Here is a 25,520-nt window from a genome sequence, read left to right as displayed (position 1 = left end):
GTGCCAACCGGCCCCTTGGGTAATTCCCCACGCATCCGCACAAGCGTGCCTATTTCTATGCGAGAGAATAGCTGTTAGCGATCATGACATCGCTCCCCGTGGGGCGCGCCGGTACAGCGGCGCCTCACGCGTCAGCAGCCCCATCGGGGTAGACGCATCCACCTGAATTGGCCGGTGCATCAGGGGGATACCAAGGGAAGACATGGAGTCGTGGCGTGGCCGTCAGGCCGGGTGAGAAGGGGTGCCCCTGGTTCAGAGGTGCCCTTTTTCCGCTGGGTGCGCCATCCGGGTCACCCCGAGGCGCAGGACGCCTGCATGAGGACGACGCCGTTGTCGTCGCTCCAGCTCTTGCTGACCATGTGGGAGTCGGACCGGCCGTGGTCGGAGGAGCAGTGCATCTCCATGGTGTGGGAGTGTCCCTGCGAGTGGGTCGTCAGCGATTGGGCCACTCCGCCCGAGGAGTTGCCCGAGAGCTGGATGGACTGGTGCGATTCCACGGTCGGACCGGGTTTCGGCCGGTCCCCGCCGTCCTGGGCGGCGACGGAGGCCGCCCCGGCGCCGAGGCCCGCGAGGGCCAGTACGGTGACGATTCCACGGCGCTTCATCCCGACCTCCGAATGTGGCGATGTCCTGGCGGCCGGGGCCCCGACCGAAATGCGGAAGCTCTACATCCATACGGTATATGGGACGTTCATGCACCTACAGGGCGCAATGGGTGCATATTCGGGGGGAGCGCGTAGGGGCTCAGCTGGGGCGGTAGTCGAGGACGAGGGCGCCGGAGCCGAACGTGGTGGTGCCCGCCAGCTCCCACTTCGACATCGGGGTGCCCTCGGGGAAGAGGCGCTTGCCCTCCCCGACGACGACCGGGTGCACCCAGAGCTTGAGCTCGTCCAGCAGGCCCTCGGCGATGAGCGAGCGGACGAGGGCGCCGCTGCCGTAGACGAGGACGTCCTTGGCGTACCGCTCCTTGAGTGCCGGGATCTCCTTGCCCAGATCACCCTTGAGGGGGGTGCTGTTGTTCCACTCGGCCGTCTCCAGGGTCGTGCTGACGACGTGCTTGGGCATCGAGTTCATCCGCTCGGCGAAGCCCTGCTCGTCCGTCATCCCCGGCCAGGCCTGTGCGAACCCCTCGTACGTCTCCCGCCCGAGCAGGAGCGCGTCGGACGCGAAGAGCCGCCTGTGCGCGTACTCCGCGTGCTCTTCGTCGAAGTACGGCTGGGTCCAGCTCGGGCTCTCCATGACGCCGTCCAGCGACACATAGACCAGCGCGACGATCTTTCCCATGACAACCTCCTGGACGTGTGCCCGCGTTCCCCCGCGGTCTTCCTCAACGTAGGGCACGGCACTGACAACGGAGGGGTGCCCCGGCTGCCGGGGCACCCCTCGCGGGCTCAGGCGGTCTGTCGTCCGCGCAGGGTCAGCCAGCCGAGCACCAGCAGGACCACCCACACGGCCATCACGTACAGCGCGATCCTCGTGTCGGAACTCCACGCGATGATGACGGTCACCAGGGCGAAGAAGGCGAGGGCGAGCCAGTTCGTGAAGGGGGCTCCCGGCATGCGGTACGGGGAGGGCTCGGCACCGCCCGTGGCCACCGCGCGGCGGTAGCGCATATGGGTGACGAGGATGATGCTCCAGACGAGAATGGCACCGCCCGTGGAGACGGACGTGATGTAGGCGAAGGCGTGCTTGGGGTCGAGGGCGTTGATGAGGACGCCGAGGCCCATCGTCACCGCTGACACGCACAGGGCGAGCGCGGGAACGCCGCGGCCCGTCAGCCGGGAAAGCGCCCTGGGGGCATGGCCGTTGACGGAGGCCGTACGGAGCATGCGGGCCGTCGAATAGAGGCCGCCCGCATTGCAGGAGGACAGGGCGGAGGTGAGCACGATGAAATTGACGATGCCCGCGGCCGCCGGGATGCCGATTTTGGCGAAGGCCGCGACGAACGGGCTGACGCCCGGGTGGAATTCGCGCCAGCTCACGACGGACAGGATCACCAGCAGGGTGCCGATGTAGAAGAGACCGAAGCGCAGCGGCAGGCTGTTGATGGCCCGGGGAATGTTCTTCTTCGGGTTCTCGGCCTCGCCGGCGGTGACGCCGATGAGCTCGACGCCGAGATAGGCGAAGAGCACGATCTGGAGGGTCATGAGGGAGTCGTGCACGCCGTTCGGGGCGATTCCGCCGTCCTGCCAGAGGTGGGTCACCGAGGCGGTCTTCCCCACGTCGCCGAAGCCGATGACGAGTACGCCGAGGCCGACCAGGATCATGCCGACGATGGCCACGACCTTGATCAGGGCGAACCAGAATTCCAGCTCGCCGAACGCCTTCACCGAGACCATGTTGACGAAGAGCAGGACGACGAGCGAGACGAGTGCCGTCTGCCATTGCTCGACGTGCGGGAACCAGTACTTCACATACTGTCCGGCGGCGGTGATCTCCGCCATGCCGGTCGTGACCCACATGATCCAGTACGTCCACGCGGTGGCGTAGCCCCAGAACGGCCCGAGGAACTCCCGGGCGTATTCGGCGAAACTGCCGGAAACGGGGCGGTGGGTGAGGAGTTCACCGAGGGCGCGCATCACGAGGAAGAGCACGATCCCCGCGACGGCATACCAGATGACGAGGCTGGGACCGGCCTGGGATATCGCGGTCCCCGCGCCGAGGAACAGACCGGTGCCGATGGTGCCGCCGATGGCGATCATCTGGATCTGGCGGGAACCGAGGCCCCGTTTGTAGCCCTCCGGCGAAGCGCCCTGTTCCTGTCCCGCCGCTGCCGCGTCGGCGGTCGTCGTCGGCGGTGTGCCGGATTTCGGTGGCTGCATGTGACCCGAGCCCTTCTCTTATGATCTTGGGCTCGCGAGACTAGGTACGGATTTCAACGACGACAAGCCTTTTGGTCGCCGTCGCACAGTCATGGCAGGTGGGCCGGGGCCGGTCCGTCAGGGCGGCGGGATCGGGCCGGGGTGCGGCGCGTCGGCGGGGTCCGGGCGCCAGAATTCTCCGTCCGGGAGATCCTGGCAAGCGCCCAGGAAGTACTCCTGGTCGTCCCGGAAGTCGACTGCTGTGCCGAGGAGTTCGCGGAACGCGGGCCAGATTTCCCGGGGGACGGGATAGACGCCGCCCGCCATCCAGAGGTCGCCTTCGTCGAGCGCGAAGAGATGCCTGACCCGGAGGTACTGCTCCCGGTCCAGGGGGACGGACGACGCCAGCCATTCGTCGTCGCCGAATCCGTCGAGAGTCCAGGCGAGATTGCGGCCGTCGGCGAAGGGATAGGCGGTGGTGCTCATCGCTCCAGCCTAAGCCGGAGGTGTGCGTCACCAGGTCATGCCCGCGGTGAGGTCCAGGACGACCGCGGCCGATGCCGCCGGTTCGCGCAGGGAGGGAAAGTGGTCGGAATTCCGCAGCCGTACGAGACGGCAGCCGGGGATGCGCGCGGCCATTTCCTCGTTGCAGCGGATCACTTCGGGCTGGTCCCGTTCGCCCAGGGCCAGGACGGCAGGGGCACGGATTCCGCCGAGGCGGTCGAAAGCGGGCTCGTCCGGCACGAGGAAGGGGTAGGTGGCGAACCACCCGGGGATCGCGGACCGCAGCTGGGCGGCCGCCTCGGGATCGCCGTCCGTACCGGCCGCCCCCCAGAGGCGCAGGCCCAGGGCCACCAGGCCGTCCATGTCGCCCGCCTTCGCCAGCACCTCGATCTCCGACATGACCTGCGGCGGGGTGAGGCCCTCGTAGCCGGTGACGCCCGGACACAGCAGGGCGAGCGCCGCGACCCGCTCGGGGGCGGCCAGGGCGAGGTTCAGCGCCGCCCTGCCGCCCATGCTGGAGCCGGCCAGGGCCGCCCGGCCGACGGCGAAATGGCCGAGGACCACGACGAGGTCCCCGACCAGGGAGAAACGGGCGGTGGGCTTCGGGGAGCGTCCGTAGCCCCGTACGTCGTAGCGGATCACCCGGTGCCGCTCGGCGAGGGACGGCAGGAGCGGATCCCAGATCCTGGAATCACCGACTCCGGGGTGCAGCAGGACCAGGGGCGGGCCGTCGCCGCCCGAGTCGTCCGCCCATACCTCGCCGCCGTCGACCGGCACCATGAGTTCCATGGGGGCGAGTCTGCTCGTGGCGGCGCCGAGATCACCAGATGGCGGCGGGGGCGTTCAGTGGCGCGGCCGCTTGAACCACTCGACGCCGTCCTTCTTCAGGCAGTTGACCAGCAGTGCGATGCCGGAGGCGAGCCCGGCCACGAAAGTGATCTGCCCCATGGCGAGGTTGAGGAGGCCGTTGCCGATGATGATCGCGGCGATGACGACGGCCGCGATGCGGACGCCGTTGCCGCCCTTGCCGAACCGCGAGGCGACGACCAGCGCGGCGATGCCGACGACCAGGGTGAGCCCGCCCGACACGTACATCACGCCGGGGGTGAGGTCCTTGTTCCTGCCGTCGCCGCCGACGACCGAGGCGGCGGCCAGGAGCAGGGGACCGAGGACGGTGTAGAGGCCGCCGAGGATGAAGAGGATTATGCGCGAGGCCTTGATCCCGCGGGGCATCTGCGGAGCCGGGGCGTAGGGCGCGTAGCCGTCGCCCGGGTACCCGTACGGCTGCGCCGCCCCGTACGGCTGCGTCCCGTACGACTGCGTCCCGTAGGGCTGGCCCCCGTAAGGCTGTGCGGGGTGGGGCTGCTGGGCGTACGGCGAGTTCGGTTCCGGGGTGTTCACGTTGTCCTCTGTGGTGCTTCGGTCGTAGGGCGGGCCGGTTTTCCGGGGGTCCCGTTGCCGGAATCCCACCGTCAGTTGGGCTGAGACCCGCCCGGGTGCAGGGTGCCAGGGGGGTGGGCTCGGGCGCATTGCCGGATTCCGGAAGTGTCCGGGCACGGTCCCCTGCCGGGGCCTGCCCGTGGGTTCCGCTGTGGTGGTTGAACGTTTATGCCTTGGTTTCGGCGCCCGCATGTGCCGGGTTCCGGGAATTTGGCCAAAATTCGGCCGGAACGGTTCTGCTTATGGGGCGCATGGGTTCCGGGGTGCTTCGAGGGGGTCCGGGGGGTGGCTGGGTGGGAGATCAGGGCAGTGATGGGGGTTTATTCGGGAGCGGTCATGCTTGCGAGGGAATAGCAAGCGACGGGTGGTTCGCCGGGGATTCGGTGGGCAATTCTGAAGTCAGCGACGACGTCGGAAACACCGCTGGGCGGTCGGCCAACCGCCCAGCACTAAGCAGCAGTTCCGTTCTGCGTTCTGGAGGAATTGACATGGCAAGCACCCGCACTGCTCGCGTCCTCGCCGTTGTTGCCGCTCTGCCGATGGCCGCTCTGCTCTTCGCCGGCGTCGCCTCGGCCGACGACGGCAACCAGCTGGCGAACCGTGGATCCAACGTGGCTGCCGCCGCGATCGTGGGCAGCGGTGTAGGGCACACCAACAACGGGAACTCCACGACGGGCCAGCAGCAGGCCACCGGTACTGGTGCCTCGAACCAGAACAACACCGCCAGTGTGAACAACTCCCACGACACCGCGATCCGTCAGGACAACGTGGTGGTGCACTTCGTCTACGTGAAGTGAACCCGGCCTGGGGAGACACACACGTGACCGGGTGAGAGTGGACAGGGTCTGGTGATGGTCGCGCGGCGGCACTGCGGTGCCGTCGCGCGACCTTTCCGTTTAGGGGCTCGGCTTCCGGGCTCCGCCCTTGACAGTCCCAGCAGATCTGACGGACAGTCAGAAAAACTGGGGAAGGGGGCCCGGTGCGCGACCCGGTCGACATCCACCCGCTGCTCAAGGAGTACGAGGGGCGGCCCGCCGCCGTCTCCGCGCAGGCCAGGGACCCGGTCAACGCGCCCATGATCAGGCACTGGTGCGAGGTCATGGGCGACACCAACCCCGCGTACACCGGCCCCGACCCGATCGCTCCGCCCGCCATGCTCCAGGTCTGGACCATGGCAGGCCTCTCCGGGCGCCCCGGTCGTGCCACCGCCTACGGCGAACTGCTCGCGCTGCTCGATTCGGCGGGGTGCACGGCGGTGGTCGCCACCGACTGCGAGCAGGAGTATCCGCGTCCGCTCCGGCCGGGTGATCTGATCGTCTTCGATGCCGTCATCGAGTCGGTGTCGCCCCGCAAGACCACACGGCTCGGCGCGGGGTACTTCGTCACCACGCGGACCGACCTGAGGGTGGACGGCGAACTGGTCGGCACCCACCGCTTCCGGATCTTCAAGTACGCGCCGGCGAACAGGGAAAGCGCGACCGGAGAACGCGTGAACAGGGAAAGCACGAATGGAGAACGCGCGAACGGGGCGCGCGCCCCCCGTCCCCGTCCCGTCGTCAACCGGGACAACGCCGGGTTCTGGGACGGCGTGGCCGCCCGCAAGCTGCTCATCCAGCGCTGCGCGTCCTGCGACACGTTCCGTTTCCCCTGGCTGCCCGGGTGCGGGGCCTGTGGTTCGCCGCGGTGGACGGCCGTCGAGGCGTCCGGCGCCGGGACGGTCTTCTCGTACGTGGTCGTGCACCACCCGCCGTTCCCCGCGTTCGACCCCCCGTACGCGGTGGGGCTGATCGAACTCGCCGAAGGGGTCAGGATGATCAGCAATGTGATCGGCGTGCCGTACAGCCGGGTGCGGATCGGGATGCCGGTCGAGCTGGAGTTCGTGCAGGTGGACGACGGGCAGTTGCTCCCCGTGTTCCGCGTATTCCGCGTGCCCGCGCCCGGGGCGGCGCGATGAGGGCGGGGGACGAACTGCCTCCGCTCACTGTGCCCGTCACCCGTACGCTCGTTGTCGCGGGCGCCATCGCTTCCCGTGACTACCAGGACGTGCATCACGACGCAGAGGCGGCCCGCGCCAAGGGCTCTCCCGATATCTTCATGAACATCCTCACCACCAATGGTCTGGTGGGTCGCTTTGTCACGGACCACTTCGGGCCGGAAGCGATCCTCCGGAGGGTTTCGATACGTCTCGGGGTGCCCAACTATCCAGGCGATGCTCTGGTGTTGACCGGAAGGATCGTCTCCGTGAACGATCGCACCGCCGAAGTCTCCGTCGTCGGTACCAACCGCCTGGGCCCCCACGTCACCGGTACGGTCACGGTGACCCTCCCGTCCCCGGTTCCCTCGTGAGCGCGCGCGGGCCCGATGTCCTCGGCGGCCGGGCGGCCGTGGTGGGGATCGGCGCGACGGAGTTCTCCAAGGACTCCGGCCGCAGCGAACTGGCCCTCGCGGCCGAGGCCGTGCGGGCGGCCCTCGCGGACGCCGGGCTGACCCCCGCGGACGTCGACGGCCTCGTCACCTTCACCATGGACACCAGCCCCGAGATCACCGTCGCCCAGGCGACCGGTGTCGGGGAGCTGTCCTTCTTCTCCCGCGTCCACTACGGGGGCGGTGCCGCCTGTGCCACCGTGCAGCAGGCCGCGCTCGCCATAGCGGCCGGCCTCGCCGAAGTCGTCGTCTGCTACCGCGCGTTCAACGAGCGCTCGGGACGCCGCTTCGGTGCCGGGGTACAGCGGCGCGAGCCCTCCGCCGAGGGCGTGGCGCTCGGCTGGGCGCTCCCTTTCGGGCTGCTCACGCCCGCGTCCTGGGTGGCGATGGGCGCCCGGCGCTACCTGCATACGTACGGCCTGGAGCCGGAGGTCTTCGGGCACGTCGCCGTCACCGGCCGCCGGTACGCGGCGAGCAATCCGGCCGCGTACTTCCACGGCAGACCCATCACTCTCACCGACCACGCGGCGTCCCGCTGGATCGCCGAGCCGCTGCGGCTGCTCGACTGCTGTCAGGAGACCGACGGCGGCCAGGCACTCGTGGTGACCTCCGTCGAACGGGCCCGTACGCTTCCGCAGCCGCCCGCCGTGATCGTCGCCGCCGCCCAGGGTGCGGGCCGGGCGCAGGAGCAGATGACCAGTTTCTACCGGGACGACCTGACCGGTCTGCCCGAGATGGGCATCGTCGCCCGGCAGCTGTGGCGCACCAGCGGGCTGGCCCCGAGGGACATCGACGTGGCGATCCTCTACGACCACTTCACCCCTTATGTACTGATGCAGCTGGAGGAATTCGGCTTCTGCGGGCCCGGTGAGGGCGGCGCGTTCGTCGCCGAGGACGTGCTGCCGCTGAACACCCACGGCGGGCAGCTCGGCGAGGCGTATCTGCACGGGATGAACGGCATGGCCGAGGCCGTCCGCCAAGTGCGCGGGACGTCCGTGAACCAGGTGTCGGGTGCCGGACGGGTGCTCGTCAGCGCCGGTACCGGAGTTCCCACCTCCGGGCTGCTTCTCGGGGCAGACGGATGACCCGACGGCGTGTCAGAAGAAGGCCGTACCCCGGGGCCCCGTTGACTCTAGTCATGGCCCGACGCAAGCAGATCATCGGATATTTCATCGCCCTGATGGTGGCAGTCACCCAGCTGACCACGGGCAGCGCGCCCGCCTCCGCCGGTGACCGGGGCGATCCACGCTCGGAAGGGGCCAAGATCTTCCGGGGCTGGGGCATCGACACCTGCCAGGCGCCCTCGCTGTCGGCCCTGCGTGCGTGGAAGGAATCGGACTACCGCGCCGTCGGCGTCTACTACGCGGGCCGGGCCCGCGCCTGCCCCCGCCAGACCTATCTCAGCGCGGGCTGGCTGAGGGACGCCCGAGGCCTGGGCTGGCGCATCCTGCCGATCTTCGTCGGCTCGCAGTCGCCCTGCGTGAAGTCGGACTCCAAGCGGGGCTTCGAGATCGGCGACTACCCCTACGACCAGGGCCAGGACGAGGGCCAGGAGGCCGCGAACCGGGCCGCCCAGCTCGGCATCGCGCCGCGCAGTCCGCTCTACCTCGACATGGAGGCCTACGACGACGGTGACGACGACTGCGCGGGCATGACCCTGTCCTTCATCCGGGGCTGGAGCGCGACCGTGCGCGACCTCGGCTACATGCCGGGCTTCTACAGCAGCGCGGACTCCGGCGTGCGGCACATGGACCGGGCCCGGCGGAACGGTACGTCCGGCCTGCCGGACGTGATGTGGTTCGCCCGGTGGCGGGTGGACCCGTCGACGGACGGGGAGCCGGCGCTGGGGCGCAATGCGTGGACGCCTCATCGGCGGATCCATCAGTACAAGGGGAATGTGACCGAGACGCATGGCGGTCAGAGGCTGACCGTGGACCGGAATCTGGTGGATGCGCCGGTGGCGATCATCGACTAGGTCCTCGCCGGACGGGTGCCCTGGGGCTCGCTGCGCCTGCGGCGGGCCTTTTCCCCTACCCGCCCCTTCCCGAACCGGGGGAGACCCCCAGACCCCCGACCGCGCTCCGCGGGGTGTCCTCAATCGCCGGACGGGCTGAATTTTGCGGACCGTGGCAGCGAACCTGCGGGAACGGCCCGCAGACTCAACGCCACGGCCAGCAAATCCAGCCCGTCCGGCGATTGAGGACGCGGCCGCAGGCCGCCCCCGCCGCAGGCGGTGAACCGGACCCGCGGCCGGAGGTCCGTCGGCCGCCCGTCCGGTGGGGACCTCGTCTCCCCCTCCAGGAGGTGGGGGCGGGTGCGTGAATACGACCTGAGGCGGAGCGCGCTTCGGCACCTCCGGCCGATCCGCCGGGGACAGGTGCGCTCATAGCTTTGAGACATGACAGCTTCCGCGACGCCTGTGTGCACCAGCGCCTCCACCGCCGTGTACCCGTCGTTCTCCTCGTACGTGCGGGCCCGCGGCCCGGTACTGCAGCGCACCGCGCGCTCGCTCACCTCGAACCCGTGCGATGCCGAGGACCTGCTGCAGACGGCGCTGACCAAGACGTACCTGGCCTGGGAGCGCATCGAGGACCACCGGGCGCTGGACGGCTACGTACGGCGCGCGCTGGTGAACACCCGGACCTCGCAGTGGCGCAAGCGCAAGGTCGAGGAGTTCCCCTACGAGGAGCTGCCCGAGCGGGAGTCGGCGGCCGCGTCGGACCCCGCGGAGCAGCAGGCGCTGCGCGACGCGATGTGGCGCGCGGTGCGGCGGCTGCCCGACCGGCAGCGGGCCATGGTCGTCCTCAGGTATTACGAGGACCTCACCGAGGTGCAGACCGCCGAGTTGCTCGGCGTGTCCGTCGGCACGGTGAAGAGCGCGGTGTCCCGCGCGCTGGGCAAGCTCCGCGAGGACCCGGAGCTGGCGTACGCGTCGTAGGCGTACGGCGGGGCGCGCGACAGGGCGTGCGCGGAGTGTGGCCGGAGTCTTAGCGTCCGGGTAGTGACTTACCGAGAGATACCGCAGCAGAATCAGCGGACGATCACCCGCCCCGCTCTGGTCCTTCGGGAGGCCCTCGGTGCTCAGCACGATGCAGGACGTACCGCTCACCGTCACCCGCATCCTCACGCACGGCGCGCTCGTGCACGGGGACGCCCTGGTGACCACGTGGACCGGGGACGGTGAGCCGCTGCGGCGTACGTTCCGGGAGGTCGGGACACGGTCCGTACAGCTGGCGAACGCCCTGCGGGACGAACTCGGGGTGGTCGGCGACCAGCGCGTCGCCACGCTGATGTGGAACAACAGCGACCACGTGGAGGCGTACCTCGCCGTCCCCGCCATGGGCGCCGTGCTGCACACCCTCAACCTGCGGCTGCCCGCCGAGCAGCTCGCCTGGATCGTCGGGCACGCCGCGGACCGCGTGATCATCGTCAACGGCTCGGTGCTGCCGCTCCTCGCGCCGCTGCTGCCGCGGCTCGACTCCGTCGAGCACGTCGTCGTCTCGGGGCCGGGCGACCTGTCCCTGCTGGCGGGCTGCCGTCCCCGGGTGCACGACTACGAGGAGCTGATCGCCGGGCGTCCGGAGAGCTTCGACTGGCCGGAGCTGGACGAGCGGCAGGCCGCGGCGCTCTGCTACACCTCCGGGACCACCGGCGACCCCAAGGGCGTGCTCTACAGCCACCGTTCGATCTATCTGCACGCCATGGAGGTCAACGCCGCGGCGTCCTTCGGGCTGACGCCCGCCGAGATCTGTCTGCCGGTCGTCCCGATGTTCCACGTGAACGCGTGGGGGCTGCCGTACGCCGCGTTCATGGCGGGCACGTCGCTGCTGATGCCCGACCGGTTCCTGCAGCCCGCTCCGCTGGCCGACATGATCGAGGCGGAGCGCCCGACGGTGTCCGCGGGCGTGCCGACGATCTGGGCGGGGCTGCTCGCCGAACTCGACGCCCGGCCGCGCGACATGTCGTCGCTCCGTACGGTCATCAGCGGCGGTTCCGCGTGTCCGCCCTCGCTGATGGAGGGGTTCGAGGAGCGGCACGGCGTGCGGCTCGTCCAGGCGTGGGGCATGACGGAGACGTCGCCGCTCGGTGCGGTCGCCTACCCGCCCGTCGGGGTGACCGGCGAGGCCGCCTGGCCGTACCGGGTGTCGCAGGGCCGGCTGCCCGCGTCCGTCGAGTTCCGGCTGGCCGGGCCCGGCGGTGACTTCCTGCCCTGGGACGGGAAGTCCGCGGGCGAGCTGGAGGTGCGCGGCCCGTGGATCGCGGGCTCCTACTACGGCGGTGCCGGTGCGGGACCGGTGCGCCCCGAGGACAAGTTCAGCTCCGACGGCTGGCTGCGCACGGGCGACGTCGGCACGATGACGTCCGACGGCTTCCTGACCCTCACCGACCGGGCCAAGGACGTCATCAAGTCGGGCGGCGAGTGGATCTCCTCCGTGGAGCTGGAGAACCACCTGATGGCCCACCCCGAGGTCGCCGAGGCGGCCGTCGTCGCCGTCCCGGACGACAAGTGGGGCGAACGTCCGCTGGCCGCGATCGTCCTGCGGGACGGTGCGGAGGTCGAGTACGAGGTGCTGCGCGCCTTCCTGGGCGAGCGGGTTGCCCGCTGGCAGCTGCCGGAGCGGTGGACGCGGGTGGACTCCGTCCCGAAGACGTCTGTGGGCAAGTTCGACAAGAAGGTGTTGCGGCGGTTGTATGCGGAGGGGTCTTTGCAGGTGTCTGTGCTGGGGTAGTTGTCCGGCTGCCCGGCCGTCTGCCGCCTGCGGCGGGGGCGGCCTGCGGCCGCGTCCTCAATCGCCGGACGGGCTGGTTTTGCCGGCGTAGCCCGCAGCCTGCGGGCCGCAGGGCAAAGAGCCACGGTCCGTGCAATCCAGCCCGTCCGGCGTTTGAGGACACCGCGCGGAGCGCGGTCGGGGGTCTGGGGGTCTCCCTCAGTTCGGGAAGGGGCGGGGTGGGGAACAAGCCCGCCGCAGGCGCCGGCGCCCCGGAGCCGCGTCCTCAGACGAACGGAGTGATCCGCTCCTCGACGCCGAGCAGCACCTTCCCGTAGACCTCCAGGCCCACCGCCGGTACGGACGCCGCGTGCCGGCCGGCCACGCTCGCGTCGCGCCAGATCCGCTGCAGCGTGCTGGTGTCCGCGAAGGCTCCGGCGCCGTGCACATTGAGCAGGGTGCCGACGGCGGACAGGAGGTTCTCGATGGCGTGTCCGGAGTCGGCGCGCACCCGCGCCCTGGTCAGCAGGTCGAGGTCGGCGCCCCGCGCCGCGGCCCTGTCGAGGTCGTCGGCGGCCCGCTGCGCGTGCAGATGGGCGGTGTCGATCTTCATGGCGGCCTCGGCGACCTGCAACTGGACGCCGACCGACTCCGCCTGGGTCTCGTAGTAGGTGTACGAGACCGGCTTGGTCGCGGCCTTCTCGGTGACGATCTTCAATGCGGCGCGTCCCAGCCCGAGTTGGGGGCCCACGAGGCCCACGGCCAGAAGTGGGGCGAACGCGGTGCGGAACAGTCCGCTCGGGCCGTGGTCGGCGGGGATGTCGCCCTCGATGGCGCTCGGCACGGACATCACCCGGTGCTCGGGCACGAAGACGTCCTCGGCGATCAGGCAGTTGCTGGCGGTGCCGCGCAGCCCGGCGACGAACCAGGTGTCCTCCAGTGTCAGCTCGGTCCGCGGCACCAGGGCCATCGCCTGGTCGACGACCTCGCCGTGCTCGTCGGTGACGGGCATCCCCAGGACGGCCCAGGAGGAGTGCGAGGAACCCGAGTTGTAGTACCAGCGGCCGGACATCCGCCAGCCGCCCTCGACCTTGCGGCTGGTGGAGGTCGGGCCGAAGACGCCGGTGACCCGGGCGTCGGGGTCGGCGCCGAAGACCTCCTCCTGCGCCGGCTCGGGGAAGAGCGCGGCCAGCCAGTTGCACATATTGACCACGGCGGTCACCCAGCCCGTCGAGCCGTCGCCCTCGGCCAGCGCGGCCGTCACGTCGAGGAAGGTGCGCACGTCGCTCTCGTGGCCGCCGAAGCGCCGCGGCACGGTCAGTTTGAACAGCCCGGCCTCCGTCAGCGCGTCGATCACTTCGTCGGTCACCCGCCGGTCCGCCTCGATTCTGGCGGCGTGCTCGCGCAGCAGCGGTTGCAGCGCCACTGCCCGCGCCACGAGTTCGGCACCGGACGGGACGGACGAAGTGGCGGGCGTGGGGCGGGGGTGCGTGGTGGTCATGTGTGCCTCCTGGCTGAGGTTCATCGCGTTCATCGCGTTCATCGCGTTCATCGCGTTCATCGCGTTCATCGCGCGAACGCGGAGTGGGTGCCGAAGGTGCGGTGGCCGTAGACGAGCGGGGCGGCCGTGGCCGTACGGGTGTGGGCGACGTCGCCGAGGAGCAGCAGATGGTCGCCGCCCTCGACCGCCGAGCGGAGCTCGCACACGAGCCAGCCCGGCGCGCCGGTCAGTCGCGGCAGCCCGTGGTCGTGGCTCCAGGGCGCCCCGGACGCGGCGAAGCGGTCGGGCACTCGGCTGGCGAAGACCCTGGCCAGCTCGTCCTGGTCGCTGCCGAGGACGTTCACCCCGAACCGCCCGGTCGCGAGGATGCGCGCGAGTACCTGGGAGGAACGGTCCAGTGCCACGGAAACCATCGCGGGGCGCAGCGAGAGGGAGGCGAAGGCGCTGACCGTGACCCCGTACGGGATCCCGTCCTCGGCGGCCGTCACGACCGTCACCGGGGCGCAGACCCCGGCCATCGCGTCGCGGAAGTCCTGCTCGATCATCACGCTCCCCTCTAATCACCATGATGATTACGGTGATCATGCATGCGGTTTACGAAAGGCGTCAAGAGGTGCGATGCTATTCGTCATAATCAATACAGGTGGGCCGTGAAGGTCATCCGTGAAGGTCATCGAGGAGGCACTGTGGGGACCGCAGACCGCCGCACGGGCGAGCACGACGCGCACCACACACGCGACGGCGACGAACCGCCCGCCCTGCGCCGCGGTGACTGGGAGCGCTCCTCCTCGACCTCCCGCGCCGAGATGGCGGCCGACCGCATCGCGTCCCGCATCGCCCGCACCGAGCCGGGGGCCCGGCTCGGCACCAAGGACGAACTGCGCACCGAATGCGGTGTGTCCGTCGGCACGTTCAACGAGACGCTGCGTCTGCTCCAGGCCCGCGGTCTGGTCACCGTGCGGCCGGGTCCCGGCGGGGGGCTGTTCGCCGCGGAGCCGCCGCCCACCAGGCGGCTGGGTGCCTGGGCCGACGCCTTGGGCGATCAGCACGCCGAGGAGGCCCTGCGCGTCCGTGACGCCCTCGACCGGTTGCTCGTCGAGGACGCCCTCTGGCACGCCTCGCCCGCCGATCTCGCCGCGCTGCGCGGCGACTTGGCCGTCCTGGCCCAGGCGGCCGACTCCGTCGACGCGCCCGCCTTCGCCCAGGCCGAGCGGCAGTTGCGCACGCGCCTGGCCGCGCTCAGCCCGAGCGCGCTGCTGCGTCAGCTGTACGACGGCCTGCTGGCCGTCATCGAACCCCTCCTGCGCACCGCCGACGCCGACACCCTGCACGCCCTGTACGACCGCCACGCCTCCCTCGTCGACGCCCTCGATTCACGCGACCGCGACCGGGCCCTGCGGACGGCCGGGAACCCGGCCGGCTGACGCGGCGGAGCGGTTGGGCCGGGATCGTTGACCAACCTCGACCGGCTACCGAGACGGTACGAACAGTCGATCAGTGGGGGCAGCGCGTTGGAACTTGTGCCGGACGGCGATTCGCTGGGCGGCATACGCCCGCTGCTGGAGCAGGACGAGGCCATCCTGGGCTACGAGCCGCAGGACGGGTTCGCGGACCGCTGCTGGATTCTGCACACGGCCTACGAGGGCGCGGCTCGGGTCCGCTGGAGAGATGTCCTGACGGGAGTCGGCAAGCGTCTGGGTGACTGGCAGCACACGCCGTCCTGGAAGGTCTTCCACGGACTGTCCGGGGACTTCGGGCATCCGTCCTTGGGCGAGATCGACCGGGAATGCCTGGACCGGCTGGTCGAGGTCCTGGCGCGGCACAGCCCTGACGGCCTGGGCACGGAGTGCTACTGGGCCCAGGCGGCGATCGAGGACCTCAGCCGTCCTGTCCTCGCGCGCCGGGGCCGCCTCGGCGAGGCACTGGCCCACCACGATGCCTGCGGGCCGCCCAACTGGGTCGTCTCGGAGCAGTTCCCCGCCCATTGGTGGCCTCGGGACGGTTCCTGGTTTGTCCTCACCAACTGGGATCTCAGCGCCACCGAGGTCTTCGGGGACGAGGCTCTGATCGCCGACCTGCTCGCCGACGGCGGGCTGGAGGCCGTGCGCCATCCGAGCATCGCCGAGGTCGAGGACAACTGCGCGGAATGGCGTGAGCGGCCGGAGAACGATCACGTTCCCCCCGGTTGCTGACGGTTGTTGACGGTTGCGGTCGGGCGGGGGAGAAGGGGCAAGATCGTCGGGTGGCTCACATCGGACTGGTGGCCGTCGTCGTGCGTGACTACGACGAGGCCCTCGCTTTTTACGTGGACGTCCTGGGGTTCCGGCTCCTTGAGGACACCCGCCTCGACGACGGGAAGCGCTGGGTCGTCGTCGGCCCACCCGGTGCGCGGGAGACGGCGGTTCTCCTGGCGCGGGCCGTGGGCGGTGAGCAGGAGGCCCGTATCGGTGATCAGACCGGCGGGCGCGTCGGCTGGTTCCTGAACACCGACGCGTTCGAGCGCGACTACGAGCGCATGCGGGCGGCCGGGGTCGTGTTCGAGGAGACGCCGCGGCGCGAGCCCTACGGCATGGTCGCCGTCTTCAAGGACCTGTACGGGAACCGCTGGGATCTGCTCCAGCTCGATCGCGGCTAGCTTCGCTCGGAGCCGCCCGGGAAGATCGGTTTGGCGCTGCCGGTGACCATGCCTGGCGGGAGATGGCGTGATCAGATCGCCCGTGCCTGGACGATCAGTGTCCCGACGTTTTCGGGCTCGGGGGCCTCCAGTGTCAGGGTTTCGACGTCGAGGAAGCCGTAATGCATGAGGATGCCCTTCCACATGTCCTCTGAGTAGGACCAGCGTCGGACCGGGAGTACTTTGCCGGTGAATCCGTTGCCGTGCATTCCTTGTGCTCCGTAGCAGCCCTCGACGGCCGGGGCCTGGGAGAACACCAACACTCCATGAAGGTTGAGACGTTGTCGGATGGCGGGCAGGAGTCTCTTGGGCGCGGCGAACCAGAAGGCTCCCCAGATCGAGTAGATGGCGTCGTACGTCTCGTCCGTGGTCGTGAGGTGGTCCACGGCTTCCCGGAGGATGAACCGGGCCCCAGGGACATCGCCCCAGCGCTCGGTGGCGTTCTTGATCTGGGCGGGGGAGAGGTCGATGCCAGTGGCGTCGATTCCCTTGCGGGCCAGATATGCGACGTTGTCACCACACCCGCAACCCAGCTCCAGAGTCTTTCCCGGCTGGCAGAGCAGTTCTTCGGCGGGTCCATGATGGTCGTACTGCGTCCAGCCGAAGCCTTTCTCGACGGACTCGTCCACTGAACCGATCTTTCTCACGGCGCCCGCCGCGTACCGGTCCCAGTAATTCCCAAGGCTCATGCCCCGACGTTCCTCGCTGACGTATAGGCGAGCATCCGTACCGTCGAGCTCCGACGGCCTCACGCTACTCGCCGGGTCGCGTGATCAGGACAGATCCCGAAGCATTCCCTCGAACGAGGAATCGACGGCACCTCGAAGGGCGCCGCCGACCCGGTGCGGTGGGTATCAGTGGCAGCTCGTGCCCTGCGTGCAGGGCGAGCAGTTCGAGGCGTCCCGTTCCCACAACGGCCAGTCCACCTCGAACCCGTGCTGCTCGACCACAGCTGCCGTCCTCATGACCGTGCCGTCAGCCTTGCGTTCGATCTCGGGGATGTGGTGGAGGAACTTGCCGTCGTTGTACTGACCGCAGAACTCGGCATAGTTCGCCGTGTCGAGAATCAGTGCGTGCACGGCTGTGTCCACCAGCTCGCCGCAGCCGAGTTCCAGCCCTTTGCCGAGAGTTTCCATGGCCGTGATCAGGTAGGCGACGGCCTGGCCGAGGAGGCGCCCGGCCATCACGGTGTCCATGAGATGGTCGCGGGTCAGGAGCTTGATCTCCCGGTCCCAGACCGCTTCGCCCAGCAGTTCCTTCGGATCGCGTACTACTACTGCCGTACCCATGTGGGCCACCTCCGGCTAGAACGGATCTTGCGGAGCCCCGCCTGTCCACCGGATGCGGTGGTGTCGGAGCCGGCGGCGAACAGGCGGGGGATACGAACGCAGGGTGCGGCTCGACTCAACTCCTACGCCAGCGACCGGGACAGTTATGTCATCCAGGGCTGGAAGGTCTACGCGCAGGATCTCCTGACGAAGCTGGAAGTTCCCGTCGACGAGACCGTCGTCGAGGTGCCGCCCGAGTTGTTCGAACACCTCGGTAGGGACGGGCTGCCGTCCGGGCAGATCAAGACCTCCGAGGCCCCGATCATGCTCGTCACCGAACAGGGAACATGCATCATCCAGGGGCCCCGCTTGCACGACGCCGAGGCCCTGAGTCAGATGAGGATTCCCGACTACGAGACCTGTATCGAGGTCCCCAAGTCCTCGATCACGGCCCTACTGGAGGAGAGCAGTGGACCTGATCAGCAGCGCCCGGCGTGACGAGCTGTTCGACAGCTTCGAGCGGGATGCCTTCCACCTGGAGCTGCGGGACGAGTACGGATCACCCACCGAGGAGACGGGGTACACCCGCTGGCAGCGCGGGGAGCCTGACGATCACGCCTGGCTCGACCAGTGGATGGCACTGATGAAGCGCGTCACCGGCGAGGGGAAGACAGTACGGCGAATCCGGGTGGTCACTCAGCCGCACTCCGCGTATGTCGGGTGGGAGCACTCCCTGACGCGGTTGAACCTGGAGGCCGGCGAGGACATCAGGTGGCTGCCCAGGCATCGGATGCCGGAGGACGTCGCACTCCCCGTGGCGGGTAACGACTGGTGGTTGTTCGACGACCGGCTCCTCGCGATCGGCCACTTCGGCGAGGACGGCCGGGTACTGGGTTCGGAGCTCGTCGACGACCCGCAGGTCGTGACGGAGTGTGCCCGGGTACGGGATCGGCTGTGGTCCGTGGCGATTCCCCACATCGCGTACCAGTCCTGATCGCCGGTGTCCCAGCAGGCACAAGAAGCACGGGAGGTTCTGGGCGCCCGGCTGCGTGGGTTCCGCAAGGATGCGGGCTTCGCCAGCGGCCGGGCCTTCGCCGCTGCCACCGGCTGGCAGGAGTCCAAGGTCTCCCGCATCGAGAACGGTAAGCAGAATGCCAGCGAGGACGACATCCGGGTCTGGTGCCGGCACACCCGTACCGAGGAGCAGATCGACGAACTGATCGCCACAGTCCGGCACCTCGGGGAGCTGTGGCTGGACTGGCGCCGCCAGCTCCAAGCCGGTGCCGCGCCGAGACAACGCAGAGCGCTCCCGGTATATGCCAGGACCAAGGTATTCCGGATCTTCCATCCGACCGTTGTCTGGGGAACGCTGCAAACAGCCGAATACGCGGCCGCGGTCTTCAGGCAGGTGATCGATTACTACGGGATTCCCGACGACGTCGAGGCCGCCGTGGCCAGACGACTGGAGCGACAGCAGTACCTCTACCGGGGCAAGCGTGTATTCAATGTTCTGCTTGCCGAGCAGGCTCTGTATACCGGGCTCGGCGGACCGGGCGTGATGCGCGGTCAACTCGACCGCCTGTTGGTGGTGATGAAATTGCCGAGGCTCAGCCTGGGCCTGATCCCCCGGGACGCCCCCATGCGTATCTGGCCCGGAAACCCGTTCTCGATGTTCGATGACAAGTTGGTTCTCGTCGAGACGTACTCCGCCGAGTTCTCCGTCACCCAACAGCGCGAAATCGCTCTGTATGCCAAGGCGTTCGACCTGTTGAGGCAGTCGGCCGTCTATGGTGAGGCGGCCCGGCGGCTCATCGAGGCGGCACTGGTTCATCTGGATCAGGATCTGCACGAACCATCTGGCGGATCTACCTTGCTCGGGGGGTGCGGGGACGAAGGATGAATGTGCCGATGCCCGCGCGGACGGTTTCCGCGAACGAGCGCATGCGGGACCTCACCTCCCCCAGTTGTCCAAACGGAGTGCCGCCCGAGGTGAGGGGTCGGCGGCGTTTGTCGGGTGTGGGGCCGGGTCAACAGGCCGTCTGGTAGGCCGCGTCGCCGGCGAGGCCGCTCGCCGAGAAGCACTGGTCGCGGCCGAGGGTGGTGTGGAAGCTGCCGCTCGTGTTGGCGCCGTCCCGCGCGGACAGGTAGACGGTGGAGGAGCCGGTCATGTGGTTGTACGTGGTGGTGCACTCCCCGGCGTTGAGGTCCTTGCTGTTGAAGAGCCGGCCGTAGTTGTCGCGCACGTCCTCGTAGAGGACGAAGGCACCGTGGTTGCAGAGGGTGATCTTGCCGGGGTACGGGATCGCCGGCTGGGCCGCCTGGGCCGGGGCGGCCATGCCGACCGCGCCGAGGGAGACGATGCCCGTGATGGCGGTCGCGGCGGCTGTGGCGACGGTGCGGGAGGCGAACTTGTGGAGCATGGGGGCCTTTCGTGAACCGGTGCGTGCGCTGAACACGCGTGATCACCGTCTCCGCTCGTGGTGAATGAACGGCGGCAGGGGGGTTGACCAGCGGTTGTCGTGGAGCGGCGCGCCGGGCGGTTCTCAGCCGGTGGCGTCCTGGCCGATCGCCCGGATGATGTCGGCGAGCCACACCAGGTGGTAGCCCAGGGCCCCGTCCTGGTGGGCGAGCAGATCTTCAAGGTGCTGCCATGACTCCGAAAGCTGCCCGATCGTGAGCGTCTTCGGCTCGTTGAGGACGTCGTAGAGCTCATCGCCCGGGACGGACCAGAAGTACTCCTCCCCGAGCTCCACGGTGTGGCCGGCTGACGTTTCCACATGCCGGAGCGCCGTATCGAAGGCGTGCCGGAGCTGGTCGAGCGGGATCCGCAGAGGTTCACTGGCCATGGCGCCATTTTGGCGCAGCGCCGCCGGGCGACGACTCACCGGACAGGCCCTGGCCAGGGGGCGCCGGTTCGGACTTGCGGTTTCCGTTGCGTCAACTTCTACGGTCGTATGTGGGGCCGGAAAGACCGGCCCGGTGATGGGAGGCACAGCCGAATGGCCTGGTCGATCGCGGATGTGGCCCGGATGTCCGGGGTGACGTCCCGGACGCTGCGGCACTACGACGAGATCGGTCTGCTGCCGCCCGCGTGGATCGGGAGCAACGGGCACCGCTACTACGAGGAGGCCGGTCTGCTGCGGTTGCAGCAGATCCTGCTGATGCGGGAGTTGGGGCTGGGGCTGCGCGAGATCCAGGCGGTGCTGGACAGCCAGGTCGATCAGGTGACCGCGCTGCGCGAGCACCAACGGCGGCTGCTCGGTGAGCGGGACCGGCTGGAGACGCTGCTCCGTACGGTCGGGCGGACCATCGCCGAACTGGAGGAAGGCAAGGACGACAACGCCATGGTGAAGATCAACAGGCCGGAGAACCTGTTCGAGGGGTTCACGCCCTCCCCGGCCGAGGACGCCGAGGTGCGCGAGCGGTGGCCGGAGCACTGGGAGGAGTCCCGTCGGGCCGCCGAGAAGATGACCGCCGCGGACATGGAGCGGTGGCAGCGCGAGACGACGGCGCAGATGATCCGCTTCGCGGAGTTCATGGTGGCCGGTACGCCGGTCGCCGATCCCGCGGTGCAGGCCGAGGTGGACGCTCACTATCAGAGCATCTGCCGCTTCTGGACCCCGAACGCGGCCGCGTACAAGGGGCTGGCCCGGACCTACGCCGACGAACCGCGGTTCCGGGCGAACTTCGACAAGATCGCTGATGGGCTGGCCGACTACCAGCGCGATGCGATGGTCGTCTACGCGGACGCCCGGCTGGGCTGAGCCGGCTGACGGCTCACACCGCCGGGGGGCTGCAGACCCCCGGCGACACCTGAGCGCTCCGCTGGGAGTGCGGTCGTTCGACTGCGGGCCGTCGGTGGCCGTACCGCACCGGACTTCCACAAGACCCGCTTCAGCTCCGTTCGGAGCGTTCCGGGAACATCAGCTTGGCGCTGACGCTGACCAGGCCCAGCACGCTCAGCCCGAGAACGAGCCGCAGCAGCTTCATATCGCCGTCCCACTCGTGGGGAGCCCCGAAGACGACCCAGGCTCCCAGGGCGATGCCGAGGAGGAGAACGGCTATGGCGGCGATGCGGCGTCCGGTGGAATTCATGCCTTCATGATCAATGATCTGTACGGGAACCGCTGGGACCCGCTCCCGTTCGATCGCGGCCGGCTTCGCTCGGGGTCGCCCGGGAACATCGGGCGAAGGCGGCTCGCGATGGCGGCGGTAGCGCTACGGGCCTGCGATCAGCCAGGTGATCAGCGCGGCGTCAAGCTCCGCGTTGTACCGGTAGACCACTGAAATGTCGCGGCCACCGGTATCTTCCGGGAGCAGGCCGACCACCCGTAGATCGCTGTCGAGCATGGGGCGGCCCTGTCGGGGGTCGGCCTCCAGGGAGGTGCGGGCGCTGTCGACGGCTACGCGCTCGTGCGGGGTCAGGTCGATGCGTGCTTTCTCGGCGGCGTCGGAGTAGAACGCGTGAGTCACCGGCCGGCTGCCCTGTCGGCGAGCTTGCGTCGCAGTTCGGCGGCGATGTCCTCGTTGGACCGGCTCACCTCGGCCGACCCCACGGGATCGAGCCGCAGCAGGACCCGGTGGCGGAAGTGCTGCGTGAGCCGACGGACCGTTGTCAGATCGTCCAGGTCGGTCGCATCCAGTTCCTCCACGAACTGTTCCAGGTCGCCGGGGTGGCCGTGGGCTCTGAGGGCGGCCCGCAGTTCGCGCAGCGTGCGCATGGGCGGAGGGTCGGGCACAGGACGGTGTTCGGTGGGCTGTGTGGTCACGGTGACCTCCTAGTCGACGGAACCGACGCTACTCGCGAGCGCCGGAGTCACGCAGCGGGTTCGGCGGTGGCGGCGGGTCGTGCCGGGAACGGTTTCCGTGGACGGGTTACGTCATCGCGTTCTCCGTTTCCTGATTTCGGAGCGTAGAGCGGCCGCGTGACGGCGGGTGCTCTCGGCGAACGCTTCGCGCACCCAGCCCTCGTGGCGGTCGTCGCCTCGGCAGGCGCGGCAGCGGCCTCCTGGCAGGGCGTGGCGGCTTGGGGTGCGGCAGCCCTCACATTCCATGAGGGCGGCCGGTGTTGACGCCGACGCGCGGTCTCGTTCCGGTGGCATTTTGTTGGTGAGGCGTCTGCGGGCCATCGCTCCCGGGCAGTGGACTTCCGGCGGGAGGCCCGCGGTGAGGGCGTGGATGAGTTCCCGTTCGGTGGCGCCCCGGGCGAACCATTCGTTTGCGAGCGGTTCGAGTTGGGCGCATTCCCTTGCGGAGAGGGTCATGCGGGGGTCGGTGCGGCCGATGCTGGCGAGGATCTTGTACGCGCCGGGCGGGGGCGGGGGTTCTTCCTCCACGGGCGCGGGGGCCGGGTCCTCGCGGGGTACGTCGCCGCGCAGGAAGCGCTTCCACCAGGAGTCGTTGCGTGCGGTGCGTGAGAAGTACGTACGGAAGACCCACTGTGTGCCGCCGTCCCCTACGGGTTCGCGTCTGCGGAGCAAGTGCCCGGCTTTTGCGAGGGCGTTGAGGGCGGTGCGTACGGCCTGTTGCCCGTAGGCGGCGAGTTCCTTGGCGAGGGTTTTGACGTCGATGGCCGCGCCGTCGGGGAGGCGGTCGATGTATGTCGCGATGGCCGCTTCGCGGGCGGGGAGGTGGGCGAAGTCGTCCTTGCGGCGCGGCTTCTGGTCGGGTGCGGAGCGTTTTCCGTAACCCGGACGGGCCATGGAGGGAGCGGCGGTGCGCTCGTCGGCGCTAGGGTTGGCGACAGCCACGGGGATCCTTGCGGTGATCTTGGTGGTCAGACCCCCGTTCGGTGCTGTGAACACCGGCGGGGGTTGTTTCTTGCCGCGCACGCTACACACTCTGCGCACACCGTCGCCACTCGGCTACCTAAAGTCATATAAGTTGCGGCGGGCGGGAGTTGAGGCCATGGGAGGGTGGGTGGGTTCAACCCCACCACCCATTCATCGCATAAGGCGCTCGGGTCTCGACACCCGTCCCCCGAATTGCGAATGCCATATTCGTGTCATGGCTGACAACACCGATTTCGAACCCGGCGACGGCCCCAGCAGTGGCATTTCCGTGACCCTCACCGCCGGAACGCTGCAGGCGATCCGCGAGCGGGTCGGCAAGCGGGGTGTGTCCGCATATCTGGAGCAGGCCGCGCAGCGTCAGATCGAGCGCGACAACCTGGATGAGCTGATCGCCGACTTCGACAAGGTCAACGGTCCGGCTGATCCGGAGGCTGTGGCTGCCAAGCGGGCCAAGCTCACCGGTGCCGCCGCGTCGGAGGCCGGGGCGGCCGCGTGAGCGGCGCCCTGTTCCTGGGCGGCGAGGGTCTTGCCAAGGCCGTACAGCGCGACCGCGAGGTCCACGAGTGGATCGCCGCGGCCCGCGCCGCGGACCTCCCGGTCGTCACCTCCGCCGCGACTCTGCTGCGCGACGCGGGACTGCACGGTCACAAGTACGCCATCGACGCCATGCTGTGCGCGACCGCCCTGGCGCACCTGGGCCGGGTCACGATCCTGACCTCTGGCACGGAAGACATCCAGGCCCTCACCGCGGGGCATCCTCGCGTCGTCGTCGAGAAGATCTGAGGCCACCTCCATGATCAGGCGCCCGCCGTATGCGCCGAGATCGCGTCCGCCGGCGGCGGCAGGCATTCGCGTGCGGGGGTGGGAAGACGGGTTCGGCGGGGGCTTCGACGACGAGTGTGGGGACGGTGTTGCGGGCCGGTTCGTCCGTGCGGACGCGTGGAAGGGGAGTTGGCCGCCGCTCAGCTACGCGACGGCCTTCTCGGACGACAAGTGCTCGGCGCGGGCGAGCAGTTCGCGCGCCGCGTCGGCCTGCCCGGCCTCTCGCGCGGCACGCGCGCCGCGGGTCAGGCGGGCGGCCGCGTCCCCGGCGGCGGGCGACAGCTCGGCGGCGCGCCGCAGGATCTGCGCGGCGGATGCGCAACCGCCGCGCGCCCAGGCCCGGTCGGCGCTCCCGGCGAGCAGCGCGGCGACCTCTTCGTCGGGCCCGTCGCAGGCGTACGCCAGGTGCCAGGCGCGCAGTTCGTCGGCGTCCTCCCCGGCTTCGGCGAGGGCGCGGGCCAGGGCCCGGTGCGCGGCCTGCCGTTCGGTGAACGGCGCCTCCTCGTAGACCGCGGTCCGTACGAGCGGGTGGCGGACGCGGACGCGGTCGCCCTGCGGGTCGAGGAGCCCGGAGCGCAGCGCCTCCGCCCAGGCGGCCTCGCCCACGCCGAGCTCCGTGGCCGCCTCCCGGAGGACCCAGCGCTCGCCGCGCTCCTCGGCGGCCGCGAGCAGCAGCAGGGTGCGGGTGTCCGGGCCGAGCGCCCCGATACGGGAGTTGAATGCGCGCCGCAGCCGCGGGCCGAGCGGGGCAGGGCCGACGTCCAGGGCGGTCGGCAGCTCCTGCAGGGCCGGCGGATTGCCGCCGGCGGTACGGACCGTACGGGCCAGGACGGACGCGTCGGCGTCGTCGAGGCCGCCGATCTCCAGCGCGGGCAACTGGTCCCAGGGGCCGCCCGCCGGGTCGGCGTGCGTGGCCATCAGCAGGGCGATCGGCTCGGTGCGCAGGCGGCGCACGATGAAGCGGAGGCACTCGACGGTCGGGGCGTCCAGCCACTGGACGTCGTCCACGACCAGCAGAACCGGCTGCTCGCCCGCGAGTTCGGACAGCAGGGTGAGGACCGCGGCCCCGATGAGGAAGCGGTCGGCGACGTCCCCGCCGTGCCCGAGCGCGCCGCGCAGCGCGGCCGCCTGCGGCGGGGGCAGGGTGCCGATGCGGTCCACCACCGGCCACAGCAGCTCGTGCAGTGCGGCGAACGCGAGGCCCGACTCCATGCGGGTGCCTCGGCAGGCGAGCACCGTGAAGTCGTCGGCGGAGGTGGTCGCGTACTCCAGCAGGGCCGTCTTGCCCATGCCGGGGTCGCCCCGGAGCACCAGTCCCGCCCCCGCGGACTCTCTCGCTCCCTGGAGGGTGCGGTCGAGTTCCTTCTTTTCCTGGTGCCGTCCGTGCAGCGTCATTTGTTGGAGATCTTATAAGGGGGGCTTTGGGGGGCGGCCGCGGGCCGGTCCGCGCCTGCGGCGGGCTTTTTCCCCAGCCCCGCCCCTTCCCGAAACTGGGTGAGCCCCCCCAGACCCCCCAAGCGGCTGCGCCGCTTGTCCTCAAACGCCGGACGGGCTGGATGTGCGGACCGTGGCCCGCACATCCAGC

The 25,520-nt window shown here is 69.7% G+C and carries 33 protein-coding genes; 16 read left to right on the top strand and 17 right to left on the bottom strand.

The window, feature by feature from the left end:
* Positions 1 to 290: 290 nt before the first annotated feature.
* The 6 genes from ACWD4A_RS05845 to ACWD4A_RS05820 form a co-directional block, all read right to left on the bottom strand.
* Positions 291 to 605, bottom strand: coding sequence for a hypothetical protein (locus tag ACWD4A_RS05845; RefSeq protein WP_451189954.1), 315 nt, complete (start codon positions 603 to 605; stop codon positions 291 to 293).
* Positions 606 to 744: 139 nt separating this feature from the next.
* Positions 745 to 1,284, bottom strand: coding sequence for a dihydrofolate reductase family protein (locus ACWD4A_RS05840; protein ID WP_451189952.1), 540 nt, complete (start codon positions 1,282 to 1,284; stop codon positions 745 to 747).
* Between the two features lie 107 nt (positions 1,285 to 1,391).
* Positions 1,392 to 2,822 (bottom strand): amino acid permease, encoded by a 1,431-nt coding sequence (locus ACWD4A_RS05835; RefSeq protein WP_451189950.1) that lies wholly within the window; start codon positions 2,820 to 2,822, stop codon positions 1,392 to 1,394.
* Between the two features lie 117 nt (positions 2,823 to 2,939).
* Positions 2,940 to 3,287, bottom strand: a complete 348-nt coding sequence (locus ACWD4A_RS05830; RefSeq protein WP_451189948.1) for a hypothetical protein — start codon at positions 3,285 to 3,287, stop codon at positions 2,940 to 2,942.
* 27 nt (positions 3,288 to 3,314) lie between these two features.
* Positions 3,315 to 4,094 (bottom strand): alpha/beta fold hydrolase, encoded by a 780-nt coding sequence (locus tag ACWD4A_RS05825; RefSeq protein ID WP_451189946.1) that lies wholly within the window; start codon positions 4,092 to 4,094, stop codon positions 3,315 to 3,317.
* 54 nt (positions 4,095 to 4,148) lie between these two features.
* A complete protein-coding gene (locus tag ACWD4A_RS05820) occupies positions 4,149 to 4,706 on the bottom strand; it encodes a hypothetical protein (RefSeq protein WP_451189944.1) in 558 nt (185 codons plus the stop codon).
* A 527-nt stretch (positions 4,707 to 5,233) separates the two neighbouring features.
* On the opposite strand from ACWD4A_RS05820, the gene ACWD4A_RS05815 reads away from it, so the two are divergent.
* From ACWD4A_RS05815 to ACWD4A_RS05785, 7 genes are all read left to right on the top strand, one after another.
* The gene (locus ACWD4A_RS05815; RefSeq protein ID WP_451189943.1) at positions 5,234 to 5,542 is read left to right on the top strand and encodes a hypothetical protein; all 309 of its coding nucleotides are present in this window, start codon (positions 5,234 to 5,236) and stop codon (positions 5,540 to 5,542) included.
* 182 nt (positions 5,543 to 5,724) lie between these two features.
* The gene (locus ACWD4A_RS05810; protein ID WP_451189941.1) at positions 5,725 to 6,699 is read left to right on the top strand and encodes a bifunctional MaoC family dehydratase N-terminal/OB-fold nucleic acid binding domain-containing protein; all 975 of its coding nucleotides are present in this window, start codon (positions 5,725 to 5,727) and stop codon (positions 6,697 to 6,699) included.
* Entirely contained in the window at positions 6,696 to 7,091 is a 396-nt protein-coding gene (locus tag ACWD4A_RS05805; protein WP_451189939.1) for a MaoC family dehydratase, read from the top strand. The genes ACWD4A_RS05810 and ACWD4A_RS05805 overlap by 4 nt, the downstream gene beginning before the upstream one ends.
* Positions 7,088 to 8,254: a lipid-transfer protein gene (locus tag ACWD4A_RS05800; protein WP_451189938.1), complete on the top strand. Its 1,167-nt coding sequence runs from the start codon at positions 7,088 to 7,090 to the stop codon at positions 8,252 to 8,254. The genes ACWD4A_RS05805 and ACWD4A_RS05800 overlap by 4 nt, the downstream gene beginning before the upstream one ends.
* A 53-nt stretch (positions 8,255 to 8,307) precedes the next feature.
* The gene (locus ACWD4A_RS05795; RefSeq protein ID WP_451189936.1) at positions 8,308 to 9,144 is read left to right on the top strand and encodes a DUF1906 domain-containing protein; all 837 of its coding nucleotides are present in this window, start codon (positions 8,308 to 8,310) and stop codon (positions 9,142 to 9,144) included.
* 423 nt (positions 9,145 to 9,567) lie between these two features.
* Positions 9,568 to 10,107, top strand: coding sequence for a SigE family RNA polymerase sigma factor (locus ACWD4A_RS05790; RefSeq protein WP_451189934.1), 540 nt, complete (start codon positions 9,568 to 9,570; stop codon positions 10,105 to 10,107).
* Between the two features lie 139 nt (positions 10,108 to 10,246).
* The gene (locus ACWD4A_RS05785; RefSeq protein WP_451189932.1) at positions 10,247 to 11,899 is read left to right on the top strand and encodes a long-chain fatty acid--CoA ligase; all 1,653 of its coding nucleotides are present in this window, start codon (positions 10,247 to 10,249) and stop codon (positions 11,897 to 11,899) included.
* 265 nt (positions 11,900 to 12,164) lie between these two features.
* Here the strand turns inward: ACWD4A_RS05785 and ACWD4A_RS05780 are convergent, their stop codons facing one another.
* Positions 12,165 to 13,448 (bottom strand): acyl-CoA dehydrogenase family protein, encoded by a 1,284-nt coding sequence (locus tag ACWD4A_RS05780; RefSeq protein ID WP_451189931.1) that lies wholly within the window; start codon positions 13,446 to 13,448, stop codon positions 12,165 to 12,167.
* On the bottom strand, positions 13,445 to 13,924 hold the full coding sequence (locus tag ACWD4A_RS05775; RefSeq protein ID WP_451189930.1) for a flavin reductase family protein: 480 nt from the start codon (positions 13,922 to 13,924) through the stop codon (positions 13,445 to 13,447). The genes ACWD4A_RS05780 and ACWD4A_RS05775 overlap by 4 nt, the downstream gene beginning before the upstream one ends.
* A gap of 141 nt (positions 13,925 to 14,065) precedes the next feature.
* Here ACWD4A_RS05775 and ACWD4A_RS05770 point away from each other — a divergent pair, with 141 nt between their 5' ends.
* From ACWD4A_RS05770 to ACWD4A_RS05760, 3 genes are all read left to right on the top strand, one after another.
* Positions 14,066 to 14,803: a FadR/GntR family transcriptional regulator gene (locus ACWD4A_RS05770; RefSeq protein ID WP_451189928.1), complete on the top strand. Its 738-nt coding sequence runs from the start codon at positions 14,066 to 14,068 to the stop codon at positions 14,801 to 14,803.
* Positions 14,804 to 14,890: 87 nt separating this feature from the next.
* A complete protein-coding gene (locus tag ACWD4A_RS05765; RefSeq protein WP_451189925.1) occupies positions 14,891 to 15,571 on the top strand; it encodes a hypothetical protein in 681 nt (226 codons plus the stop codon).
* 50 nt (positions 15,572 to 15,621) lie between these two features.
* The gene (locus tag ACWD4A_RS05760) at positions 15,622 to 16,014 is read left to right on the top strand and encodes a VOC family protein (RefSeq protein WP_451189923.1); all 393 of its coding nucleotides are present in this window, start codon (positions 15,622 to 15,624) and stop codon (positions 16,012 to 16,014) included.
* 71 nt (positions 16,015 to 16,085) lie between these two features.
* Here ACWD4A_RS05760 and ACWD4A_RS05755 read toward each other — a convergent pair whose 3' ends face one another.
* Positions 16,086 to 16,742 carry a class I SAM-dependent methyltransferase gene (locus tag ACWD4A_RS05755; protein ID WP_451189921.1) on the bottom strand — a complete coding sequence of 219 codons (657 nt, stop codon included), beginning with the start codon at positions 16,740 to 16,742 and terminating at the stop codon, positions 16,086 to 16,088.
* Positions 16,743 to 16,907: 165 nt separating this feature from the next.
* The gene (locus ACWD4A_RS05750) at positions 16,908 to 17,342 is read right to left on the bottom strand and encodes a glycine-rich domain-containing protein (protein WP_451189919.1); all 435 of its coding nucleotides are present in this window, start codon (positions 17,340 to 17,342) and stop codon (positions 16,908 to 16,910) included.
* 60 nt (positions 17,343 to 17,402) lie between these two features.
* Between ACWD4A_RS05750 and ACWD4A_RS05745 the strand changes: the two genes are divergently transcribed.
* From ACWD4A_RS05745 to ACWD4A_RS05735, 3 genes are read left to right on the top strand one after another with little or no spacing between them, the layout of a single operon-like run.
* On the top strand, positions 17,403 to 17,819 hold the full coding sequence (locus ACWD4A_RS05745) for a hypothetical protein (protein ID WP_451189916.1): 417 nt from the start codon (positions 17,403 to 17,405) through the stop codon (positions 17,817 to 17,819).
* Positions 17,791 to 18,315 carry a DUF6879 family protein gene (locus ACWD4A_RS05740; RefSeq protein WP_451189914.1) on the top strand — a complete coding sequence of 175 codons (525 nt, stop codon included), beginning with the start codon at positions 17,791 to 17,793 and terminating at the stop codon, positions 18,313 to 18,315. The genes ACWD4A_RS05745 and ACWD4A_RS05740 overlap by 29 nt, the downstream gene beginning before the upstream one ends.
* A 6-nt stretch (positions 18,316 to 18,321) precedes the next feature.
* On the top strand, positions 18,322 to 19,221 hold the full coding sequence (locus ACWD4A_RS05735; protein WP_451189912.1) for a helix-turn-helix domain-containing protein: 900 nt from the start codon (positions 18,322 to 18,324) through the stop codon (positions 19,219 to 19,221).
* 127 nt (positions 19,222 to 19,348) lie between these two features.
* Here ACWD4A_RS05735 and ACWD4A_RS05730 read toward each other — a convergent pair whose 3' ends face one another.
* Positions 19,349 to 19,741, bottom strand: coding sequence for a hypothetical protein (locus tag ACWD4A_RS05730; RefSeq protein ID WP_451189910.1), 393 nt, complete (start codon positions 19,739 to 19,741; stop codon positions 19,349 to 19,351).
* A gap of 123 nt (positions 19,742 to 19,864) precedes the next feature.
* Positions 19,865 to 20,167, bottom strand: coding sequence for a hypothetical protein (locus ACWD4A_RS05725; protein WP_451189908.1), 303 nt, complete (start codon positions 20,165 to 20,167; stop codon positions 19,865 to 19,867).
* Positions 20,168 to 20,320: 153 nt separating this feature from the next.
* Between ACWD4A_RS05725 and ACWD4A_RS05720 the strand changes: the two genes are divergently transcribed.
* Complete coding sequence (locus ACWD4A_RS05720; protein WP_451189907.1) at positions 20,321 to 21,085, top strand: MerR family transcriptional regulator; 765 nt, start codon at positions 20,321 to 20,323, stop codon at positions 21,083 to 21,085.
* Positions 21,086 to 21,215: 130 nt separating this feature from the next.
* Here the strand turns inward: ACWD4A_RS05720 and ACWD4A_RS05715 are convergent, their stop codons facing one another.
* From ACWD4A_RS05715 to ACWD4A_RS05700, 4 genes are all read right to left on the bottom strand, one after another.
* Positions 21,216 to 21,416, bottom strand: a complete 201-nt coding sequence (locus ACWD4A_RS05715) for a hypothetical protein (protein ID WP_451189905.1) — start codon at positions 21,414 to 21,416, stop codon at positions 21,216 to 21,218.
* A gap of 123 nt (positions 21,417 to 21,539) precedes the next feature.
* Positions 21,540 to 21,794 (bottom strand): hypothetical protein, encoded by a 255-nt coding sequence (locus ACWD4A_RS05710; protein WP_451189902.1) that lies wholly within the window; start codon positions 21,792 to 21,794, stop codon positions 21,540 to 21,542.
* Positions 21,791 to 22,090, bottom strand: a complete 300-nt coding sequence (locus tag ACWD4A_RS05705) for a hypothetical protein (protein ID WP_451189901.1) — start codon at positions 22,088 to 22,090, stop codon at positions 21,791 to 21,793. The genes ACWD4A_RS05710 and ACWD4A_RS05705 overlap by 4 nt, the downstream gene beginning before the upstream one ends.
* A gap of 111 nt (positions 22,091 to 22,201) precedes the next feature.
* Positions 22,202 to 23,071, bottom strand: coding sequence for a hypothetical protein (locus ACWD4A_RS05700; RefSeq protein WP_451189899.1), 870 nt, complete (start codon positions 23,069 to 23,071; stop codon positions 22,202 to 22,204).
* 256 nt (positions 23,072 to 23,327) lie between these two features.
* On the opposite strand from ACWD4A_RS05700, the gene ACWD4A_RS05695 reads away from it, so the two are divergent.
* Together ACWD4A_RS05695 and ACWD4A_RS05690 are read left to right on the top strand one after the other, a co-directional pair.
* Positions 23,328 to 23,609, top strand: coding sequence for a hypothetical protein (locus tag ACWD4A_RS05695; RefSeq protein ID WP_451189897.1), 282 nt, complete (start codon positions 23,328 to 23,330; stop codon positions 23,607 to 23,609).
* Complete coding sequence (locus ACWD4A_RS05690) at positions 23,606 to 23,896, top strand: DNA-binding protein (RefSeq protein ID WP_451189895.1); 291 nt, start codon at positions 23,606 to 23,608, stop codon at positions 23,894 to 23,896. Before ACWD4A_RS05695 ends, ACWD4A_RS05690 begins: the two co-directional genes overlap by 4 nt.
* Before the next feature lie 183 nt (positions 23,897 to 24,079).
* On the opposite strand, the gene ACWD4A_RS05685 is transcribed toward ACWD4A_RS05690, so the two are convergent.
* Complete coding sequence (locus ACWD4A_RS05685; RefSeq protein ID WP_451189893.1) at positions 24,080 to 25,330, bottom strand: AAA family ATPase; 1,251 nt, start codon at positions 25,328 to 25,330, stop codon at positions 24,080 to 24,082.
* Positions 25,331 to 25,520: the final 190 nt, after the last annotated feature.

The organism is Streptomyces sp. NPDC002537 (assembly GCF_053594975.1).
The sequence above is the reverse complement of the archived record's forward strand: the minus strand, read 5'-3'. Positions and strand labels throughout refer to the sequence as shown.